11 protein-coding genes are annotated in these 16,754 nt (G+C 64.8%); 5 read left to right on the top strand and 6 right to left on the bottom strand.

All coding sequences use genetic code 11. The features are described 5' to 3' along the window. Nucleotides 1-65 precede the first annotated feature (65 nt). Nucleotides 66-794, top strand: coding sequence for a mycothiol-dependent nitroreductase Rv2466c family protein (locus tag IV498_RS10835; RefSeq protein WP_269046571.1), 729 nt, complete (start codon nucleotides 66-68; stop codon nucleotides 792-794). Between the two features lie 80 nt (nucleotides 795-874). On the opposite strand, the gene IV498_RS10830 is transcribed toward IV498_RS10835, so the two are convergent. Then, entirely contained in the window at nucleotides 875-2,308 is a 1,434-nt protein-coding gene (locus tag IV498_RS10830; RefSeq protein ID WP_269046570.1) for an HNH endonuclease signature motif containing protein, read from the bottom strand. A gap of 348 nt (nucleotides 2,309-2,656) precedes the next feature. Continuing rightward, entirely contained in the window at nucleotides 2,657-6,175 is a 3,519-nt protein-coding gene (locus IV498_RS10825; RefSeq protein WP_269046569.1) for a bifunctional proline dehydrogenase/L-glutamate gamma-semialdehyde dehydrogenase, read from the bottom strand. A gap of 128 nt (nucleotides 6,176-6,303) precedes the next feature. Between IV498_RS10825 and IV498_RS10820 the strand changes: the two genes are divergently transcribed. The 3 genes from IV498_RS10820 to IV498_RS10810 all read left to right on the top strand — a co-directional run bounded on the left by IV498_RS10820 (nucleotide 6,304) and on the right by IV498_RS10810 (nucleotide 10,847). Continuing rightward, nucleotides 6,304-7,218: a LysR family transcriptional regulator gene (locus IV498_RS10820; RefSeq protein WP_269046590.1), complete on the top strand. Its 915-nt coding sequence runs from the start codon at nucleotides 6,304-6,306 to the stop codon at nucleotides 7,216-7,218. A gap of 209 nt (nucleotides 7,219-7,427) precedes the next feature. Next, on the top strand, nucleotides 7,428-7,646 hold the full coding sequence (locus tag IV498_RS10815) for a hypothetical protein (RefSeq protein WP_269046568.1): 219 nt from the start codon (nucleotides 7,428-7,430) through the stop codon (nucleotides 7,644-7,646). A gap of 45 nt (nucleotides 7,647-7,691) precedes the next feature. Further along, nucleotides 7,692-10,847, top strand: coding sequence for a DEAD/DEAH box helicase (locus IV498_RS10810; RefSeq protein ID WP_269046567.1), 3,156 nt, complete (start codon nucleotides 7,692-7,694; stop codon nucleotides 10,845-10,847). A gap of 30 nt (nucleotides 10,848-10,877) precedes the next feature. On the opposite strand, the gene IV498_RS10805 is transcribed toward IV498_RS10810, so the two are convergent. Beyond that, entirely contained in the window at nucleotides 10,878-12,065 is a 1,188-nt protein-coding gene (locus tag IV498_RS10805) for a M20 metallopeptidase family protein (protein WP_269046566.1), read from the bottom strand. 502 nt (nucleotides 12,066-12,567) lie between these two features. Between IV498_RS10805 and IV498_RS10800 the strand changes: the two genes are divergently transcribed. Further along, on the top strand, nucleotides 12,568-13,524 hold the full coding sequence (locus IV498_RS10800) for a cytochrome P450 (protein ID WP_269046565.1): 957 nt from the start codon (nucleotides 12,568-12,570) through the stop codon (nucleotides 13,522-13,524). Nucleotides 13,525-13,551: 27 nt separating this feature from the next. Here the strand turns inward: IV498_RS10800 and IV498_RS10795 are convergent, their stop codons facing one another. The 3 genes from IV498_RS10795 to IV498_RS10785 are packed head-to-tail and all read right to left on the bottom strand — an operon-like array spanning nucleotide 13,552 to nucleotide 16,662. Further along, on the bottom strand, nucleotides 13,552-14,550 hold the full coding sequence (locus IV498_RS10795) for a glycine betaine ABC transporter substrate-binding protein (protein WP_269046564.1): 999 nt from the start codon (nucleotides 14,548-14,550) through the stop codon (nucleotides 13,552-13,554). A 1-nt stretch (nucleotide 14,551) separates the two neighbouring features. Beyond that, the gene (locus IV498_RS10790) at nucleotides 14,552-15,379 is read right to left on the bottom strand and encodes an ABC transporter permease (protein WP_269046563.1); all 828 of its coding nucleotides are present in this window, start codon (nucleotides 15,377-15,379) and stop codon (nucleotides 14,552-14,554) included. Further along, the gene (locus IV498_RS10785) at nucleotides 15,376-16,662 is read right to left on the bottom strand and encodes an ATP-binding cassette domain-containing protein (RefSeq protein WP_269046589.1); all 1,287 of its coding nucleotides are present in this window, start codon (nucleotides 16,660-16,662) and stop codon (nucleotides 15,376-15,378) included. Before IV498_RS10785 ends, IV498_RS10790 begins: the two co-directional genes overlap by 4 nt. Between the last annotated feature and the right edge of the window lie 92 nt (nucleotides 16,663-16,754).

The following is a 16,754-nucleotide window of genomic DNA, read 5'->3' as shown; positions in this document are numbered from 1 at the left end:
GGCTGCTGGCTGCTGCGAAGACGGACAGTTCTTACCCCGCTGCTGCCGGACCATAGCGTGGAACGGTGACGAACGCAGACATCAACTTTTACTTCGATCCCGTGTGCCCGTTCGCTTGGATGACCAGCAAATGGGTCCGGCAAGTGGTCAAACAGCGCGACTACACCGTGGACTGGCGCTTTATTTCCCTTCGGCTGATCAATGCGGAGGTGGACTATGACGCACGATTTCCGCCGGAATACGAGGCCGGTCACACCGCCGGTCTGCGGCTGCTGCGGGTAGCCGCCAAGACCCGGCAGGTGCACGGCGCACAAGCCGTCGCCGACCTTTATGCAGCCTTCGGGGCCCACATTTTCGACTCAGAGCCCGTCGCGCTGGATGACGCCCCGAACCGGGAACGCCGCGGTACCCGCAGCTTCGTCGAACCGATCCTCGCCGAGGCAGGGCTGCCGACGCAGCTGGCCGAGGCTCTGGATGAGAACTCCTTCGACGCTGTCATCCAGGCGGAGACGGATGAGGCACTGGCGCTCACGGGCAAGGATGTTGGCACCCCAATCATCCACTTCGAGCCGCCGCACGGGTTGGCATTTTTTGGGCCCGTCATCAGCCGCCTCCCCAGCGATGAGGACGCGCTGCAGCTCTGGGACCACGTTATTGGACTGGCCGGATTTGCCGGCTTCGCCGAGATGAAGCGGAGCCTGCGGGAGCAGCCACAGCTGCGCGCCCTCGGCGTCGCAACGGGACAGATTGGTAAAGCCGAGGATTGGCACGGCGGCAGCAGGCGGCTTCCGTAACGACCCCTGACAACGACGTGGCTTACGACGCCGGCTCCCCGAACCACGGACGCCGGGCTCACGGCAGCAGGGTTGACGGCTCACGGCAGCAGGGTTGCCGGCAGGGGTAACGTGGGCGGCGGTATCACTGGTGGGGGCGGTGGGAGTGGGTTGAAGTAGGTATTGCGATGGGGTGTTTGGGTTGGATCTACATCGGGCGGAGCCGTCCAATAAGGGATGCCCTCGATCAGGGTGACCGTGGCGCCGCCGTGGTGGATGACGTGGTGGTCGTAGCTGCAGGTCAGGACGCCCTCGTCGACGGTTGTGTTGCCGCCGTTTTCCCAGTAGGTGACGTGGTGGACCTCGCACCAGGCCGGTGGCATGCTGCAGCCGGGGCGGATGCAGCCCTTGTCCCGGGCGATGATGGCCAGTCGTTGGGATTGGGTGTGCAGGCGTTGTTTACGGCCTTGGTCCAGGATTTGTCCGGCGCTTCCCAGGACCAGGGGGATGAGATCCGCGTCGCAGGCGAGTCTGCGCACTCGTTCGGCGGTGACGGGGCCGGTGAAGGCGAAGGCCCCGGTGGCCTGCCCGGTGGTGAGAACGCCGAAGAGCTCTTCGTAGCCGATGGTGACCATGACTTGGGGCCGGTGCCCTCCGGTGCGGGGGAGTTCGTTGGTGCGAAGTGCGACCTGACAGGCACCGGTGAGGGCGTCCAAAAGTTTTTGCGGCCTTGTCCGGGGGTCCAGGGCTCGTTCTTCCAGGGTTTGGCTGCGTGGGTTGGTGCCGGTGTTCATCACGGTCGTCAAAGCCTCGTACTGAGACTGGTCCGCGTGGATGTCCAGGTGATGCAGTCCACGGTATTTACCGTGATAGTGGATGCCCTGACGGGCGGTAAGCTCGGCCGGGGACGGTTCTGTCCCGTTTTGGTCGATGCTCAGTTCCAGCGCCGCGGCCAAAGGCTTGAGCACACCTGGTTCCACGACCGGGATTTGGGAGACCAGGGCCTGTTCCATCCGGTCAAGTTCAGCCGCAGTCGCTTTCGGACGGACGTGGTTCAGGGCCGTAGCCACCAGGTACAGTGCCTCCGTGGACGCTTCGCCTCCCGCAGCGGCTTGGGCCAGGGTTGGGAAACGCGCTTCGATTGGCTGCCCGCTCAGTGACTGTGTGGGCAGGACATCGCGGCCAAGATGAACGCGCCGGTTGGCTTCGAAAAACGAGATCCGCAACCGGTCAACCAGGAAGCTCTGGACGTTGCGGTGCAGGGATTTCCGCTCCGTCGGGGTGTCCCACGTGAAGGCACTGTCGGTATCGGCGGTGCTGAACAGGTTCTGGGTATCCACGGCGTGGGCGGCGATTACCTGCAGATGCTGGACCAGCCTCGAGCCGCGTTCAATCAGGTCCGTGGCCTCCAGCAGCTGCGTTTTGCCCATCAGCGGAGCCGCGGAGGTGAACGACGCCGTAAAGGACTCAAGGACGGCCACCGCGTCCGTCAACTCGGCGGTGTCAGTAACTCCTGGGAATCCTTCGAAGGGCATACCCCAATCCTTCTCCGATTCCAGGCACAACAACAGCCGCAACCACTCGTAAGTGCGAAAACTGAGCGCCGAAACCGCCTGTGGAGGAGAAGATGACCATCCGCCACAAATGAACCGTCGGCAAAGCCAACCCGTCCGACGGACCCCGGAAACCCTACAGGCGGAGTCAGCCGGGGACGGCCGGCCCGCCAGACGCCCCAAACCCGGTCAGGGCCAGGTACGGCCCGCCGGCCCGCCAGACGCCCCAAACCCGATCCAGTCGGCGGAAGCCGGCCGCTGCTAAGCGCGGGTGCAGCTTGGGGCCCGGCCGGAAGCCGGACCCCAAGTCGTTGTCTGCGGTCGCTACACCTAGATCAGTGCATCAGAGAGGTGGTTCGGCGTGCCGAAGCGATGCGCCGTGATACTGACGGCCTGCTCCCGCACGAACGGAAGGATCTCGATCCGGCCGGCCGGCGTTACCGGCTGGGCGTAGATGGCCACGTCGGGCCGTCCGCCCGTGGCTTCCGCCAGCGCTTTGGCGTCGCCGCCAATCAGACGGATGCGCCCGGCGCCGAGCCCAACCGCCGCAGCCAGCCAGTCGTCGTCGTTCGCCACGGTGACTTCCAGCGACAGCTCCGCCAGCACCGCCCGCACGGCGGCGGGCAGCTCCAACGCGGACGAGACCCTTAGTCGGGAACCGGCCAGCAGACCCGCGGCCAGTACGCGCAGCAGGGCCACCAGAGGCTCGCCGTCCGAGAGGCGGACGGTGACCGGGACAGGGAGGTAACGGAACACGTTGCGTTCAGCCGTCAGGGCCGAGACGTCCTTTGCCACACCGAATTCCCCGGCCCAGATGTGGGCGTCGCTGCGCACTGCGCGGTGCAGCGACTGCACATCCGCTTCGGGCAGCACACCGCCGGCGGACTTCGCCGCGGTCAGCAGCCGCTGGGCAGCCGAGGTGTGCTGGGTGGACAAGCCATGCAGCGGGGCGTCGTAGATGCCATGCTCGGACTCAGGCGCGTCTGCTCCGCTGAGCTCGGCCGGTACCCAATCCCCCAGGCCAAGGAGATAGTTGGGTCCTCCCGCTTTGGTGCCGGCCCCGACGGAGGACTTCTTCCAGCCACCGAAGGGCTGGCGCTGGACAATAGCGCCGGTGATGCCGCGGTTAATGTAAAGGTTCCCGGCCTCGATGTTGTCCATCCAGTAGCCCAGCTCCTCAGGATTGAGCGAGTGCAGGCCGGCGGTGAGGCCGTAGTCGATTTCGTTCGCCATGGCGACGGCGTCCGCCAGCGTCTCGGCGGTCATCACGCCGAGCACCGGACCAAAGAACTCAGTGAGATGGAAATAGGATCCGCGCTTCACTCCACTGCGCACACCCGGGCTCCACAACCGACCAGTTTCGTCCAGCTTTTCCGGCTTGATCAGCCAGGATTCGCCCGCGCCGAGGGTGGTCAGTGCGTTGAGCAGCTTGCCGTTGGCGGGCTCAATGATCGGCCCCATCTGCGTGCTCGCATCGTCGGGATAGCCCACCTTCAGCGAGCTGACGGCGTCGATCAGTTGGTTGCGGAAACGTGGAGACTTGGCGACGGAGCCAACCATGATCACCAGCGAGGCAGCGGAACACTTCTGCCCCGCGTGGCCAAAGGCCGAATAGGCAACGTCCTTGGCCGCAAGATCAAAGTCTGCGCTGGGCGTGACGATGATTGCGTTCTTTCCGGAGGTCTCCGCGAGCAGCGGCAGGTCCGGGCGGAACGAACGGAACAGCTCGGCGGTTTCGTAGCCGCCGGTGAGGATGACGCGGTCAACGCTGGGATGGGCCACGAGCTGGCGGCCCAGCGCGCGCTCGCTCAGCTGCACCATCGCGAGCGCCTCGCGCGGCACGCCGGCGTCCCAGAGAGCCTCCGCCAGCAAGGCACCGGTGCGGGCGGCCTGCTTAGCAGGTTTGAGCACGACGGCGGACCCGGCGGCGAGCGCTGCGAGCGTTGAGCCGGTGGGGATGGCCAGCGGGAAGTTCCACGGCGGGGTCACTACGGTTAGCCGCGAGGGAACGAAGGTGGCGCCGTCGACCTTGTCGAGCAGGCGGGCCTGCTCCGCGTAGAAGTGCGCGAAATCGACAGCCTCGCTGACCTCGGGATCGCCCTGGTCGATGGTCTTGCCTGTTTCACTGGCCATGACCTCGATCAGCGCACCCCGCCTGGCGGCCAGGACATTCCCGGCCCGGTGCAGGATTTCGGCGCGCTCGGCGCCGGTCTTTTCTCCCCACGCCCTGCCCTGCTCGACGGCGGCACTGACCACTGCGTTCAGCTCAGCTTCGGTGTTCACGGTGGCTGCCACGACGCTGGCCTTACCCAAATCAGAACCTGCGACGCGCGCCAGAATCGTCCGGCCCCACGTCTGATTAACCGGCAGCGATGGATCGGTGTCCGGGGTGTTGGCGAAACCAAGCGCGGGCGCCGGCTGTTCCGGCTGGGTCCGGTCCTGCCTGCGGTTAGGCTCCGGAACCCGGTCATCGAGGTTTTCCAGCGAGGCCAGGAAGCGCAGCTTTTCGCGCTCGAAAAGGGCTTCATTTTCGCTGAGCTCAAAGACTGCGGACATGAAGTTGTCCTGGCTGGCGCCCTCCTCCAGCCGTCGGATCAGGTAGGCAATAGCCACGTCGAACTCGGCGGGGTGCACCACAGGCGTGTAAAGCAGCAGCGAGCCCACGTCGCGGCGCACTGCCTCGGCCTGACCGGTGGCCATGCCGAGCAGCATCTCGAATTCAATGCCGCTTTCCACCCCGCGCGCCTTGGCCAGCAGCCAGGCATGGGCCACATCGAAGAGGTTGTGTCCGGCCACGCCGATCTTGACTGCGTCCACGTGCTCCGGTGTCAGTGCGTAGTTCAGCACGCGCTTGTAGTTGGTGTCCGAGTCCTGCTTGGATCCCCAGGTGGCCAGCGGCCAGTCATGCACGGAGGCCTCGGCCTGCTCCATCGGCAGGTTGGCACCCTTGACCAGGCGAACCTTGATGCGGGCACCACCGGCGGCGCGGCGGGCCGTGGCCCAATCCTGCAGCCGGATCATGGCCGAGAGTGCATCCGGCAGGTAGGCCTGCAGGACGATGCCGCCCTCCAGGTTCTTGAATTCGGGCTTGTCCAGGATCTTGGTGAAGACCGCCATAGTCATCTCCAGGTCCTTGTACTCTTCCATATCCAGATTGATGAACTTGGGCTTGGCCGAGGCGGCGGCACGCTGATACAGCGGTGTCAGGCTTTCCACCACGTGCTGCACGGCTTCATCGAAGGCCCAGGCAGAGTGCGGGGCCACCGTGGAGGAGACCTTGATCGAGACGTAGTCCACGTCCGGGCGCGCCAGCAGCTTGTGCGTGCCCTCGAGCCGGCGGGAGGCCTCGTGCTGTCCCAGCACGGCCTCACCGAGCAGGTTCACGTTCAGGTGCACATTATCCTTGCGGATCTTGCTGATCGCCGGTCCCAGCTTGGCGTCTGTGGCGTCCACAATCAGGTGACCCACCATCTCACGCAGGACCCGGCGGGCAATCGGGATCACCAACTGCGGCAGCACCGGCGCCATGGCACCGCCCAGCCGGACGGCACTTCGCATGTACCAGGGCAGGAAGACCGGGACCTTGGGGGCGAGCCGGGCCAGGTTGCGGGCCGCGACATTGAGGTCCTCAGGCCGAATGACGCCGTCAACGAATCCAACAGTGAAGTCCAGACCGTTGGGATCCTTCAAAACGCCGGCCAGCTGTTTGGCGGACGCGTCGACCGGGACCTTGGCTCCTTCGGTCAGCCAGTGGCGCACGAGCGTGATGGCTTCGAGGGCCAGCTCATTCGGGGACTCTTGCGGGGTATCGCCGGAATTCACGTTGGTCTCCACAAATGTGTTGGTCATGAGGTATGGAACCGATCTTTCTGCTTCATGCATAGGTCTGCTTCCATCAGTATGGGACTAGAATTCGTGCAGGAAAAGTGGTCTTTTCTGATGGATATCCATTACTTTTACCGATGATTGAGGCAACCATGCTGGACGTACGCCGCCTGCGCCTGCTGCGGGAGCTCAAGCTCCGTGGAACGCTGGCCGAAGTGGCTGACGCGCTGCGGTTCAGCCCGTCCTCCATCTCCCAGCAATTGGCCCTGCTGGAGAAGGAAGCAGGGGTTGAACTGCTGCGCAAAACCGGCCGCCGCGTCCAGCTCACACCGCAGGCAGAAATACTGGTGGCACACACCGGTGAGCTGCTGGAAACCTTGGAACGGGCGGAGTCGGACTTGGCCGCGTCGCTGACCACCGTCACGGGCACCGTACGGCTGGCGGTCTTTCAGTCCGCCGCGCTGGCCTTGATGCCTGACGCCCTCACCACCATGTCCAACCTTTATCCGGACGTGCGGATTGAAATGGTCCAGCGGGAACCCGAGACCGCCCTGTATGAGACCTGGGCGCGGGACTTTGACCTGGTGGTGGCCGAACAGTACCCCGGCCACGCGGCACCGCATTATCCGGAACTGGACCGGAAGAGATTGACCACTGACGCCATCCGGCTGGCCGTGCCGCCGCCGGCGCTGAACCGCTTCGACGTCAGGTCGGTGGCTTCCGCCGCAAATGCCCCGTGGGTGATGGAGCCGCGCGGAGCCGCCTCCCGGCATTGGGCGGAACAGGCATGCCGCGGCGCTGGCTTCGAACCAGACGTGCGCTTCGAAACGGCGGACCTGCAGGCGCAGATTCGGCTGATCGAATCCGGCAATGCCGTAGCCCTGATGCCGGACCTGGTCTGGACCGGTCGTGAAACCGCCTGCCAACTGCTCGAAACCGACGGCAGTCCGCGCCGAACCGTCTTCACATCGGTCCGGCGGGCAAGCGCGCACCGCCCCGCCATCCTGGCCTTCCGCGACGTGCTCGAACACACGGCGGCAGCCGTCAATAAACCGGAATTGCAATAAATCGGCGGCCGCCACGCCGCGCCTGGTTGCGCGCGCCACTGACCGGGTGCACACTTTTAACCGAGTGCGGGAAACGATCGTTCCGGCACGTCCGCGTTTTTGCCGCAGGCGATACAACGCCCTCTCGACAATGCCGTCGTTAACCAGATCAAACGCATCCGTACGGTAACTGGGGCTAAACCCGTACGACCACCCGAAAGAACGGCACCATGAGCGAGAACACGACGGACCTGGTCTTGGAGGTCACCGCCACCGACAAGGCCTCGATGGACAGCGGGCTTGATTCAGCGGTCCAGATTGCCCGCGAGCATGCCATGCCGGACGGACGGCGCGGAATCTTGGTCACCCGTCATGGCGCGGAATTTTTTACCGTGGCGGTGAGCGAGCACGTTCCGTTCGGGCTCACGCAGGAGAAGCTCGCCTGGTGACCACCGCGTCAGGCACGCCCCGACGCAGCATGAGAGCATCAAGGAGTGCCCAACACCTCCCCGCCCCCGGCCTGGAAAAAGAGTCTCAACTTCCTGGTCCCCGGAGGGTCCGATGCCCGGAGGTCCGACGGCGACCCTGACACGGGCGCCGGGCCGGCTGGGACCAGCGGCCATGGGCCCGGCCAGGGTCAGGCGGACACGGCGATGGGGTTGCAGTTCAATTTGCAGGCCCACCCCCGGAACGGGGGTTTTCGGCTGGGCGTGCGCCCGGTGCTGCGCAACAACCGCGGCAAATGGGCGAAGGGCACGCTGAGCTGGAATACGGTCAGCTATCAGGCAAACCGGATGCATCTGGTTCCGGAACATCACCGCTGGTTCTGCCAATTCGCTCCACTGCACCGGGCCACCGGGCAGGTCTATTTCGCCCAGGACAACGACTGGCTCTATCTGGACGACTTCAGCAGTCCGCTCCTGTGGCCGCTGTTCGACGAGGCCGCCCGGCTGGATATTGCCCTGCTGGGCACCACAAAGGACGTGACAGTCGTCGTCGGGCGGCAGGCGGAAATTAGCCTGGATGTGACCACCATCGGGAGCGCCGGCGCGGACCTGCTGCTGGCTCCGGCGCTGAGCTTCGATGGCCGACCGCATCCGCCCGAGGGCGCCGGCATCATAGGCAACCACGGAATCTACGGTTACTCCGCAGCACCCACCCGGATAATACTTGCGCCGCTGGCCCGACCGGTCACGGCGGAACAGCGCACGCTGCTGGAACGGCATTCCGCCGTGAGCATTCCGGCAGTGGACATCGATGATTTCATGACCGGCTTATATCCGCAGGTGCGCCAGAGGGTCACCGTCACCAGCTCCGACGATTCGGTCCACTTCCCGGCACCCCCGCCACCGGTCCTGGTCCTGACCGCGGCCTTCGAACCGGCAGATAAACTGCGGCTGAGCTGGGACTGGGACTACCGGTACGGTGCAACCAGCAGCAGGAAAACGCTGCTCCCGCGTCCCGGCGAGCCGGGCTGCCGCAATGCCGTGGCCGAAGCACGGCTGCTGGAGCTGGCTGGCGCTGCTCTCGCCGCGGAGTACCCGGAACCGGAAAATCAGGCAACGGTAAACCCGGCGCCGGAAAACCCCGAAAACAAAGCACGGGAGGCGGAATCGGCCGCCGCCCGGTCTGACGAATCGGCCCGGCACGGGTCCACACTTGCACAGCTGCGCGCTCAGGAAACCCTCCTCGAGGGCATCGATGCGGCCGAGTTCTCCGGCCACATGCTGCCCACCCTGGAAAGGCTGGAGGGGCTGCGGGTGGATGTGCTGGGGCAGCGTCCGGATTACCGCGAGCTGACAGGTGTTCCACAGCTGACAATCAGCACCGTGGAATCGCACCGTCGGGATTGGTTTGACCTGGGGGTGATGGTCAAAATCAATGGCAGGACGATTCCGTTCGCCCCCATTTTTCGTGCTCTTGCGCAGGGAAAAACCAAGCTGCTGCTGGTGGACAAAACGTATCTTTCGCTGAACCAGCCGGTCTTTGAGCGGCTGCATCAACTCATTGATGAGGCCCGGGCGATGCAGGAATGGGACACCGGGCTGCGGATCAGCCGCTATCAGGCGAGTCTGTGGGCGGATTTCGAGGATCTGGCGGAGGAAACCGAGCCAGCGGTATCCTGGCGCGCCGCAGTGGGAGGCCTGCTGGATATGGCCGGAGTGGAACCGGTCCCGTTGCCATCCGGGGTCCACGCCGCGCTGCGGCCATACCAGCAGGAGGGCTTCAACTGGTTGGCGTTTCTTTGGCGGCATCGGCTGGGAGGAATTCTCGCGGACGACATGGGGCTGGGCAAAACGCTGCAGACGCTGGCGCTGCTCGCGTACGCCAAGGAGCGGCAGGCCGGTGGCGACGGCGGCCGGCACAGTAACGACGACGGCGGAGAAGGTGGCGACCGCGGCGGCGGAGGGCACCTGCCGTTTCTCGTCGTCGCCCCCACTTCGGTCGTCTCCAACTGGGTCACTGAATCCCGCCGCTTCACCCCCGACCTGGCCATCGTCGCCGTGGCCGACACGCAGGGCAAGAGCCGGGTGCCGCTGGCAGCGACAGTGGCGGGGGCCGACGTCGTCGTAACGTCCTATGCCCTGTTCCGGCTGGACTTCGAGGCCTACCGTGGCCTTGGCTGGAGTGCCCTGATCCTGGACGAAGCACAGTTCGTGAAAAACCGTGCCGCCCGTGTGCACCAGTGCGCCCGTGACCTGGACGTCCCCTTCAAGCTCGCCATCAGCGGCACCCCGATGGAGAACAACCTGATGGAGCTGTGGGCGCTGTTCTCCATCGTCTCCCCCGGGCTCTTTCCGTCCGCCCGGAAATTCACCGAAGATTACCAGCGCCCCATTGAATCGGGGGATGACTCCGCCCGGCTGGCCCAGCTGCGGCGGCGGATCCGGCCGCTGATGATGCGCCGCAGCAAAGAAGCGGTTGCCGCGGAACTGCCCGCCAAGCAGGAGCAGGTACTGGAGGTGGAACTGGGTGCGGCGCAGCAGAAGATTTACCAGACCTTCCTGCAGCGGGAACGGCAGAAACTTTTCGGTCTGATCGAGGACCTGGATCGGAACCGCTTCATCGTCTTCCGCTCGCTGACCCTGCTGCGACTGCTGAGTTTGGACGCCTCGCTGGTGGATGACCAGTACGCGTCAGTCCCCTCCGCCAAACTTGAGGCCCTCCACGAACAGCTCGAGGATGTATTGGCAGAGGGACACCGGGCCTTGATTTTCAGCCAATTCACCTCGTTCCTGAAAAAGGCGGCGGCCCAGCTGGATGCGCGGGGCATCGACTACTGCTACCTGGACGGATCCACCACGCAGCGGGCGGAGGTGATCAACCGCTTCAAGGCCGGCTCAGTTCCGGTGTTCCTGATTAGCCTGAAGGCAGGCGGATTCGGCCTGAACCTGACCGAGGCGGACTACGTCTTCCTGCTCGACCCCTGGTGGAATCCGGCCGCCGAGGCGCAGGCCGTGGACCGCACGCACCGCATTGGGCAGCAGCGGAACGTGATGGTTTACCGAATGATTGCCAAGGACACCATTGAGGAAAAAGTGATGGCACTCAAAGAGCAGAAGGCCAAGCTTTTCGACGCGGTCATGGACGACGACGCCATGTTCAGTTCCACGCTGACGGCAGAGGACATCAAAGGATTGCTCGCGTAGGGCCCGCGCGCGAGGACGTGCCGAAGTAGGCTACGGCTTTACGGCCAAGCGGTTGAAGGCCAACTGCGCAAGCGCCGCCGCCTGATCGCCCAGCACCGCGTCGTCGAACAGGACCCGTGGGGAGTGGTTCCATGCCGCCGTCGCCGGATCCACGTCCGCCGGGGAGCACAGGAGGAACAAAAAAGTGCCCGGGATTTCGTTCAGCACCAGCGAGAAGTCCTCGGAACCCATCAGCGGATTGTCCGCCTCCACCACCCGGGTATCGCCGAAAAGCGACCGGAGCCCGTCCATGGCTTCACGCGTCCGCTCCACATCATTGACTGTGACCGGATAATTCACGTCGAAGCGCACCTCCGCCGTGCAGCCATGGGCCGCGGCAATACCGTCGGCCAGTTCCTTGGTCGCTGTGATCAGTTTGTCCACGGATTCCTGCGACAGTGTCCGGACGGTCGCCCCCAGTCGAGCGGTATCGGGGATAACGTTGATTGCGCTCCCCGCCGCCAACTGGGTGACGGTGACCACGATCGGATCGAAGACGGAGAACCGGCGGGTGGCCATATTCTGCAGGGCGGTGACCATCTCCGCCAGCGCGGGCACCGGATCCATGGCGGTGTGCGGCTGCGAGCCGTGGCCTCCAGAGCCATGGACGGTGATGCGCAGTTCATTTGCGCCGGCCATCAGCGGTCCGCCGCGGCTGGTGAACACGCCGCTGGCGCCCGGCGCCACATGGATGCCGTAGGCGGCGATAGGCCGATCGCCCGCCGCCTGCAGTACGCCCTCTTCGATCATGAGCCCGGCACCGCCGTCGCCCTCTTCTCCCGGCTGGAACATGAAAATCACATTTCCAGCCAGCTCGTCCCGGTGCGCGGCGAGCAACTTCGCAGCACCAACCAGACCACTGACGTGCAGGTCATGCCCGCAGGCATGCATGCTGCCATTGGTCGAGGCGAAGTCAACCCCGCTCAACTCGGTCACCGGCAACGCATCCATGTCCCCGCGCAGCAGCACCGTTGGCCCGTCCTGGCCGCCGCGCAGCACGGCAACCACTGAGGAAAGTTTCTTCCCCAATGTGATCTCCAGATCCAGCCCGGCCAAAGCGGCGATGATGCGGGCCTGGGTGTTGGGCAGCTCCAGCCCCACCTCGGGCGCCAGATGCAGTTCGCGGCGCAGGGCCACCAATTCGGGGAGGAGTGCAGCACCCTCTTCGATGAATGTCATTCGCTGTGCCTTTCGTCCGCTGACCCGCTTCTCATCCTCCGACGGTATCAAGTGCAGCGCCGACCTGCGACGTCAGCTCCAGCCCGCGTCCAGCAGCGGAGAGTATGCTCGCGGCAAACCGTCGTCCGCTCGGGTGCAACCTGCGCGTCGGCGCTGGGCGGCGCACGGCGGCGCACGGCGCTGGTCGGCGGCGCACGGCGCTGAACGGCGCTGAAGCCACTGCACGCCGGTGGACGGCACCGCCGAACATGGTTAACGAACGGGGAGTAGTCCATGACTGAATCCATTCCGCTGCCTCTGCGCCGGGACGGCAAATGCCCGTTCGACGTGCACCCCAAGGTGGCCAGAATGCGCGATGCGGGCGGGGATGCGGGCGGGATTGGCCGCTTCGAGCAGCGGTTGGAGGGCGGTGCCGGAACGGCGAACGGACATTTGGTGTCGCGTTATGAGCAGGTGCGCGCCGGTCTTTCCGACCCGCCCGCGGCTAGCCAACGGTGCACACGTGGCCGCGCAACCCGGGATGTTGCTGCGAATGGACGGTCCGGAGCACCTCGCAGTGCGCCGCATGGTGGCCAAACACTTTACGGTCCGGAAAATTGCCTCTTGGGAAGCGCGCATCGCCGCGTTGGTGGAACACTACCTCGACGAGATGGAAAGCGCGGAAAGTCCGGCGAATCTGGTGTCAGCGTTTGCGCTGCCAATACCCTCCATTGTCATCTCCGATCTTCTGGGCGTACCGGAAAGGGACCGGACCTCGTTCCAAAAAAACAGTGAGGTTCTGATTGACTTGGCACAGCCGCAGGAGATCCGGGGCGCGGCCGCCGCTGCCATGCAGAATTATGTCTACACACTGGTGCAGGCGGCCCGGGATTCCCCCGGCGGTGACATTCTTGGCGAATTAGTGCGGGACCACGGTGCCGAACTCAGCGACGCCGAAATCACCACGATCGGCTTCCTGCTGCTGATCGCCCGCCACGAAACCACGGCCAACATGATTGCACTCGGCGCGGTGGTGCTGATGGAACACCCCGAACAGTTGAAGGCCATGCTGGCGGACCCGGAGGCGGTGGGTCCGGCAGTGGAAGAGCTGCTGCGGTACCTCTCGGTCGTTACGGCCAGCCTGGAACGTACGGCCACCGAGGATATCGACATTGCCGGCCACCACATTTCCGCAGGGGATTATGTGACGTTTTCACTGCTGGCGGCGAACCGCGATCCGGCCCAGCTGGGCAACCCCGACAGCTTTGACATCAGCCGCCGGCCCACCGCCCACACGGCCTTTGGTTTTGGGCCGCACCACTGTCTGGGTCAGCAGCTAGCCCGGCTGGAACTGCGGATCGCCTTTCCCGCCCTTTTCCGCCGGTTCCCGCACCTGCGGCTGGAAAAGCCCGCAACGGATCTGGACTTCCGGAAGACAACCTTCGTCTACGGGCTGTGGGACCTTCCCGTTGCCTGGTGAGCGATCCGCCTCCGTCAGCTCCGTCAGTTACTGCGGCTTGCTGATCAGCCCCTCATCCAGCATCCAGTTGAAGGCGACATCCGCCGGTTCCTCGCCCGCGACGTCCACCTTGTAGTTCAGCGACTGCAGCACATCATCGGTCAGCTTCGGGGTAATCTGGGCGAAAATATCCGTCAGCTGCGGGTACTTCTGCAGCGTTTCCGTGTAAAACTCGGGTCCCACGTTGTAGGCCGGGAAGAAATTCTTGTCGTCCTTCAGGATAGTCAGGTCCAAGGCCTTGATCCGCCCATCGGTGGCGAAGACTTCGCCAAAGTTGCAGGCCCCATTATCGGTGGCGCTGTACACGGCTCCGGTGTCATAGATGCCGATGTTGTCTTCCGGAACTCCCTTGGCCGCACCGCGTTTCAGTCCGTACTTCTCCAGCATCGGGTTAAAGCCGTCCGGACGGGAATTGAACTCGGACTCGATGCAGAAGGTGCGGTCCTTGACGGGGAGCTTGGCTATGTCGGAGAGCTTGCTGATCCCACCCAGCTTGTCCACGGCCTCACTGCGAACGGCCATGGCGTAGGTGTTGTTCATTGGCGCCGGCTTGCCCCAGGTGATGCCGTTTTTCAGATCCGCGTCATGGACGGCCTGCCATTGTTTCGCCTTATCCGCGATGCCGGCCTTCTTGCCCAAATAGGTCAGCCACGCGGTTCCGGTGTATTCCCAGCCGATGTCGGCCTCTCCCGACAACAGCAGGTCGCGGGCAGGTTGGCTGCCGGGCACATTCGTGAGGTCCGTGACATGGAAGCCGGCAGCCTTGGTGGCCAGCACGGCAATCTTGCCCAGTACCAGCTGTTCCGTGAAGTTCTTGGAGGTGACGGTGATATCCGCCTTCCCCAGTCCCTCGATGCGCTTGATGCTGCCGGGGCCAACCGCCGGAACGTAGGACGTGGCTGGCTGCAGTCCGCAGCTTGAGAGCAGGAGGACGACGGCGGCAAGGCCGGCCGCCGCGGCGGTCCGCCGGGCTAGGCGTACAAACATGTCACAATCCCTTCGGTCGGGCGAGGTGTTCAACAACCCGGCCGACCCAATCGATAAACAGGGCGAGCAGTGCCACCAGCACGGAGCCGGTGACTAGTACCCCTGTCAGCTTCAGGTTCACTCCGGTGGTGATCAGGATGCCCAGACCACCGCCATTGATGAAGGTGGCCAGGGCGGCCGTACCGACCAGCAGCACCATGGCGGTCCGGATACCGCTGAGCATCACCGGCACGGCCAGCGGAAGCTCCACCTTCAGCAGCACCGAGCTGGAGCTCATGCCCATACCCCGGCCGGCCTCCACCAACCGGGCATCCACCTGCTGCAGGCCCACCATGGTGTTCCGCAGAACCGGCAGGATGGCGTAAAGCACGAGGGAAACGATCGCGGCCCAAAAGCCGAAACCAAGCCAAAAGGCCAGCAGCACCACGAGCCCGATCGCCGGCGCGGCCTGGCCGATATTGGCAATTGCCAGCACGGGTCCGGTGAGGAAACGCAGCGGTTTGCGGGTCAGGGCAATCCCCAGCGGAATGGCGATCACCAGCACGATCAATGCGGCCAGCAAGGTCAGCTGCAGGTGCTCCACCGTATAGCCCCATAGGGCCTTGGGTGCCAGCGTCGTCAGTTCGGTGGCCGAAAGGTCCGCCGTCAGCAGCCAGATAATGAGGACCAGCAAAACCACGGCAATGCCCGCGAGCTGGTAGATCAGCCCACGCCAGGAATGCCAGCGGGCGCGGCCGCGGCCTGCCGGCGCGGGCCCCGCTGCCAAGTCCGGTTCCGTGGTTTCCATGGTTCCCGGGGAACCGCCTGGGATTTCGGTGGAGCTGCTCATGCGCCGCTCCGTCCCGTTTGGTCGGAATCGCGGTCCTCGTCGGAATCGCGGTACTCGTCCGCCGAGTGAGTGCTGCCTGTCCCGCCGTCGTCGGTCCGCGCCTCCCCGGCAAGCACCGCGGCGGAGGAAATCGAGCCGGTGTTCAGACCCACCGGGGCCTCGTCCGAGTCAAGCGCGGCGGCGGCGTGCGCCTTAGTGATGGCATCCATCACCGTCTCCACGTCGATGACGCCCTCAAACACGTCCCGTCGCCCGGTCACCAAGGCCGCGCCGGCGCTGGAGACGAGCATGGTGTCCAGCGCGTCGTTCAGCGTGGCGCGGCTGCCCACCAGCGGCAATTTCGGATCCGTGCGGGAGTCGATGGTCTCCAAGCGGCCGAGCTGGCGGCGCGAAAGCCACTGGATCGGGCGCTTGCGTGCATCGAGAACCACGGCGTGGCCATGACCGGCGGCGGTAACCCGCGAGAGCACCTCGCTGGCGGCCTCGCCCGGGGAGGCAACGACGGCCTCGGCCAGCCGAACCTCGCTGACGCGGGTGAGGGTGAGCTGTTTGAGCCCGGCACCGGAGCCGATGAAGTTTTCCACAAAATCGTTCGCCGGGTCACCGAGGATGCGCTCCGGGGTGTCGTACTGCACCAATTGGGCGCCCTCGTCAAAGATGGCAATCCAGTCGCCCAGCTTCACGGCCTCGTCGAAGTCGTGCGTGACGCAGACGATGGTCTTCTGCAGCTCGGCCTGGATGTTGATCAGTTCGTCCTGCAGCCGCAGCCGGGTGATCGGGTCAACCGCGCCGAACGGTTCGTCCATCAGCAACACGGGCGGATCCGCCGCCAGTGCCCTGGCCACACCGACCCGCTGCTGCTGGCCGCCGGAGAGTTCTTTGGGAAAACGGTCACGGTACATGGCCGGATCGAGGGAAACCAATTCCAGCAGTTCGTCCGTGCGGGCCGCGATGCGTGCCTTGTCCCAGCCGAGCATCTTGGGCACAATGGCGATGTTCGCCGCGACGCTCATGTGCGGGAAGAGACCGCCCGCCTGGATAACGTAGCCCATCTGGCGGCGGAGCTTGTCGCCGTCCATGGACGTGACATCGTTGCCGTTGAGGATGATTTTGCCCTCGCTGGGCTCGATCAGCCGGTTGATCATTTTCAGCGTGGTGGTCTTGCCGCAGCCGGACGGGCCAACGAACATTACCAGCTTGCCGGCCGGAATTTCCATCGTCAGGCCGTCCACCGCGGGCTTGTCCTGGCCGGGGTAGCGTTTGGTTACATGGTCCAGAAGGATGCTGGCGCCCGTGACGCCGTCCTTCCGGGCGGAGTCCGGCCCGCCTCTGCGGGCAGCGGCGCGGGAGGAGTTCCCCGGGGAGCCGGAGGCCG

The organism is Paenarthrobacter sp. Z7-10 (assembly GCF_026932795.1).
GTDB lineage: Bacteria > Actinomycetota > Actinomycetes > Actinomycetales > Micrococcaceae > Arthrobacter_M.
Note: the sequence above shows the minus strand (reverse complement) of the source record. Positions and strands in the feature narration are given on the sequence as shown.

What these genes read in the sequence shown, in the direction of transcription:
- IV498_RS10825 (WP_269046569.1), bottom strand. Translation starts at nt 6,175, where the DNA reads ATGACCAACACATTTGTGGAGACCAACGTGAATTCCGGCGATACCCCG.
- IV498_RS10790 (WP_269046563.1), bottom strand. Translation starts at nt 15,379, where the DNA reads ATGAGCAGCTCCACCGAAATCCCAGGCGGTTCCCCGGGAACCATGGAA.
- IV498_RS10795 (WP_269046564.1), bottom strand. Translation starts at nt 14,550, where the DNA reads ATGTTTGTACGCCTAGCCCGGCGGACCGCCGCGGCGGCCGGCCTTGCC.
- IV498_RS10830 (WP_269046570.1), bottom strand. Translation starts at nt 2,308, where the DNA reads ATGCCCTTCGAAGGATTCCCAGGAGTTACTGACACCGCCGAGTTGACG.
- IV498_RS10815 (WP_269046568.1), top strand. Translation starts at nt 7,428, where the DNA reads ATGAGCGAGAACACGACGGACCTGGTCTTGGAGGTCACCGCCACCGAC.
- IV498_RS10820 (WP_269046590.1), top strand. Translation starts at nt 6,304, where the DNA reads ATGCTGGACGTACGCCGCCTGCGCCTGCTGCGGGAGCTCAAGCTCCGT.
- IV498_RS10805 (WP_269046566.1), bottom strand. Translation starts at nt 12,065, where the DNA reads ATGACATTCATCGAAGAGGGTGCTGCACTCCTCCCCGAATTGGTGGCC.